Source organism: Luteibacter sp. P4_E6, from assembly GCF_056401535.1.
Window position 1 is genome coordinate 1 of sequence record NZ_JBFUJE010000388.1, and the last position, 3,746, is coordinate 3,746.

The 3,746-nt window shown below is 64.7% G+C and carries 5 protein-coding genes; 1 reads left to right on the top strand and 4 read right to left on the bottom strand.

All coding sequences use genetic code 11. The features are described 5' to 3' along the window. Positions 1–179: 179 nt before the first annotated feature. Positions 180–494 carry a hypothetical protein gene (locus tag AC1DT2_RS17755; protein ID WP_063573545.1) on the bottom strand — a complete coding sequence of 105 codons (315 nt, stop codon included), beginning with the start codon at positions 492–494 and terminating at the stop codon, positions 180–182. An 88-nt stretch (positions 495–582) separates the two neighbouring features. Then, positions 583–945, bottom strand: coding sequence for a hypothetical protein (locus AC1DT2_RS17760; RefSeq protein WP_477297786.1), 363 nt, complete (start codon positions 943–945; stop codon positions 583–585). 114 nt (positions 946–1,059) lie between these two features. On the opposite strand from AC1DT2_RS17760, the gene AC1DT2_RS17765 reads away from it, so the two are divergent. Beyond that, a complete protein-coding gene (locus tag AC1DT2_RS17765; RefSeq protein WP_477297788.1) occupies positions 1,060–1,425 on the top strand; it encodes a peptidase C13 in 366 nt (121 codons plus the stop codon). A 1-nt stretch (position 1,426) separates the two neighbouring features. Here the strand turns inward: AC1DT2_RS17765 and AC1DT2_RS17770 are convergent, their stop codons facing one another. Further along, entirely contained in the window at positions 1,427–2,257 is an 831-nt protein-coding gene (locus tag AC1DT2_RS17770) for an aldo/keto reductase (RefSeq protein ID WP_477297790.1), read from the bottom strand. A 67-nt stretch (positions 2,258–2,324) separates the two neighbouring features. Further along, the gene (gene ispG, locus AC1DT2_RS17775; RefSeq protein WP_477297791.1) at positions 2,325–3,584 is read right to left on the bottom strand and encodes a flavodoxin-dependent (E)-4-hydroxy-3-methylbut-2-enyl-diphosphate synthase; all 1,260 of its coding nucleotides are present in this window, start codon (positions 3,582–3,584) and stop codon (positions 2,325–2,327) included. Positions 3,585–3,746: the final 162 nt, after the last annotated feature.

Genomic DNA, 3,746 nt, shown 5'->3' on the forward strand with positions numbered 1-3,746 from the left:
TTCCAGGGCGTCCAGGGCCTGCTCGATCACAGCCTCGCGGGCGTCGTGCAGGCGCGTCAGCTCCGAGGCGAGCTCGGCATAGGTAGGTGCTTTCATCGACATGGCGCGGCTCCCCGGAGGCTTTGGGGAACGCTAGCGTCGCTGGCCCGCGGCACGCTTGTACGCCTATGAGGCGACTTCTAGGGATCGCCGGTTTCGATCTGCAGGGAGGTCTTGCCGTCGCGACGGACAAGCCCGGGACCGAACTGAACGACTTTCGCGTCCTTCAGCACAACGGTGTAGTCCTGATGGGAGAACGAAAAGCGGCCCGGTCGACGGTCGATCCAGCTCATCACTTCGAAACCGATCATGTTCCGGTCCGAATCGGGCGGACCGAGACGGTCGACGACCTCGTTTCGTGGGGTGCCGACTTCCAGCCGGGCAATCTTCGAGGACATCCCTGCGCAGCCGGCCAGGCCGGCCGTCAGCAGAGCCACGGCGATCGCTCGTTTCATCCTCACTCCCGTCAAGGTGCGGCACCCGCCGGATGGTAGCGCACTGACGCAAAAGCGTGCGACTGATCCGCCTGGCATGACCTGCTTTTCAGCGCACCGTCGAGGGAGGCGCCGGCATCACCGATGGCGACGCCGCCTGGCCGACGGGCTTGCCATGGGGATCCAGCACGTGGCCTTGCGCGTCAACAGCGTGCGTGTTGGCATTTTGCACGCGCCGGGTGACGCCTGGACTACCCGGCTGCACCGGGCTCAGCCCGCGTTCGGTGGCGCCTGCGTCGGAAGCGGGTTGAACAGGCATCGAGGCCGGGTTGGCCTGCCCCGGGCTCGGCGCGGCGGCAGGATTCGCTCCTGGCGTCGCGGTGGGCACGGACGCCGGATTCGGCGTCGTCTGGCCGATCGCCGTCGACGACAGGAGCAACAACGCCAGCAGGCGGGAGGGGTGTAAGGGCATCGCAGGCTCCGGATGCATCGCGGGAACGACGCTTGCGTCAGTCACGCTAGTCCGGCGCATGTGAAGCCTTCGCGTCCCTGCTAGGCTCTTCCGATCCCATCCCGGAGACACCCGATGCTGCTTGCCCTCGCTTTTGCCCTTGCCACCGATAGCGGTTTCGACGCGCGTGTCCAGGCTGCCAAGGCATTGGAGAAGAATCCGGAGGGCAAGGCCTGGCAAGGCGCTTTGTGGGACAAGATAGGCAACCCGGCCACGGACGCGCTGAAGGACTGCATCGCCAGCAACAGCCCCGCGGACAAGACGCCATTCACCATTGTCGCGACGATCGACGCCAAGGGCCGCTCCAGCGACGTGGCGGTCCAGCMGGAAACGCCGGTGGCGAAGTGCTTCACCGGCCAGTTTGCCGTCTGGACCCTGCCGCCACCGCCGAAGAAGCCGGCGCCCTATCCGTTCGAGATCGACGTCTCGATGGGGCAGTAAGTCAGTTCAGTTCGTCCGGATGCGGGCCCATGCGGTTGCCCGCATCCAGTCCGTCGATCGCCTTCATCTCATCGGCTGACAGTTCGAAATCGAACACGTCGATGTTGGCCTTGATGCGTTCGGGCGTGACGGATTTCGGGATCACCATGTGCCCGAGCTGGACATGCCAGCGAATCACCACCTGTGCCGGCGTCTTGCCGTGCTTCTTGCCGATGGTGACAAGGGCATCGTTCTTCAGCAGGTCGCCGCCCTGCCCCAAGGGGCTCCAGGATTCGGTGATGATTTTCAGCTTCGTATTGGCAGCAACGACATCGCGCTGCGCGAAGTCCGGATGCAGTTCGATCTGGTTGACCACCGGTACCACGCCGGTTTCCTTCACCAGGCGTTCGAGATGCGCTGGCTGGAAATTGGACACGCCGATCGAACGGATGCGACCTTCGTCACGCAGGCGAATGAAGGCCTTCCAGGTGTCGACATAAAGGTCGCGTTTCGGCGTCGGCCAGTGGATCAGGTACATGTCGACGTAGTCGGTACCCAGCTTGTTCAGGCTGCTATCGAAGGCCTTTAGCGTGCTATCGAAACCCTGCTCGGCGTTCCACAGCTTGGTCGTAAGGAAGATGTCGCCGCGCGCGACCCCGGATCGCTCGATGCCCTGGCGCACGCCGGCTTCATTCTTGTAGATCGCCGCGGTATCCAGAGAGCGGTAGCCAGCCGCCAGAGCGCTGGCGACGGCATCGGCCGTTTCGCCATCGGGAATCTGGAATACACCGAAGCCCAGTTGCGGGGCCTTGTTGCCATCGTTGAGGTCGAGGACCGGAACGGAAGAAGTCATGCCTTTGTCTCCTGCGGGGAACCGCCAACAATGATGCCGGACGACCCCGCATTCAACGCGTGATGGCTCAGTCGCCGCGCGCCGCGTAGTGCGTCTCGACGTAGTTGTCGAGGATGCCGACGAACTCGTCGGCGATGTTGTCACCACGCAGTGTCATGACTTTTTCACCGTCGATGAACACGGGCGCGGAAGGTGCTTCGCCGTTACCCGGCAACGAAATGCCGATGTTCGCATGCTTGGATTCGCCGGGTCCGTTGACGATGCAGCCCATCACCGCGAGAGTGAGGTTCTCCACACCGTCGTACTTCACGCGCCACACCGGCATCTGCTCGCGCACATGTTCCTGCACGGTTTTGGCCAGCTCCTGGAAAAATTCGCTCGTGGTGCGACCGCACCCCGGGCACGCGGTGACCAGCGGCGTGAAGGCGCGCAGGCCCATCGTCTGCAGCAACTCCTGGGCGACAATGACTTCGGCCGTGCGCGACTGCCCCGGCTCGGGCGTGAGCGAAATGCGGATCGTGTCGCCRATACCTTCCTGCAGCAGCACGCCGAGTGCCGCGCTGGAGGCGGTGATGCCCTTCGAGCCCATACCCGCTTCGGTCAGGCCCAGGTGCAGGGCGTAGTCGGCACGACGGGCGAGATCGCGATACACCGCGATCAGCTCCTGCACGCCCGAGACCTTGCACGAAAGGATGATGCGGTTGCGCGCAAGGCCGAGGTCTTCCGCGCGCGCGGCGGAATCCAGCGCGGAACGGATCAACGCTTCGCGAGCTACATGGCCTGCGTCCCACGGGTCGGCACGGCGGGCGTTCTCGTCCATCAGGGCAGCGACCATGGACTGGTCCAGCGAGCCCCAGTTGGCGCCGATACGCACGGGCTTGTCGTAGCGAATCGCCATCTCGATGATCGAGGCGAACTGCGCATCTTTCTTCTTGCCGAAGCCGACGTTGCCCGGATTGATACGGTACTTGGCGAGCGCCTCGGCACAGGCCGGCTCGCCTTCCAGCAACTGGTGGCCGTTGTAGTGGAAGTCGCCGATCAGCGGGACCGAGACGCCCATCATGTCCAGGCGTTCACGGATGCGCGGCACGGCGGCGGCAGCGGCAGGCGTATTCACCGTAATGCGGACCATCTCCGAGCCCGCGCGGGCCAGTTCGGCCACCTGCTTCGCCGTGGAGACGGGATCTTCGGTGTCCGTGTTCGTCATGGACTGGACGACGATCGGTGCGCGGCCGCCTACTTGCACGCGGTCGACGATCACGCCCGTGCTCTGGCGGCGGGCAGCGGCTTCCGCGGGACGGGGGCGGCTAAGGAGGTCTTCGGTCATAGCCCGGCATTTTAGCGCATTGGTATGACCGCCCGCAGACCGGAGCTCCCAGGCCGCTGTAGGAGCCGATTCATCGGCGAATGGGTGCTCGCGGCAACCGGGCCCGCTGCTGCGGGATCGCCGATGAATCGGCTCCCACACGAAGCTTCGCCGCCTAAGCGG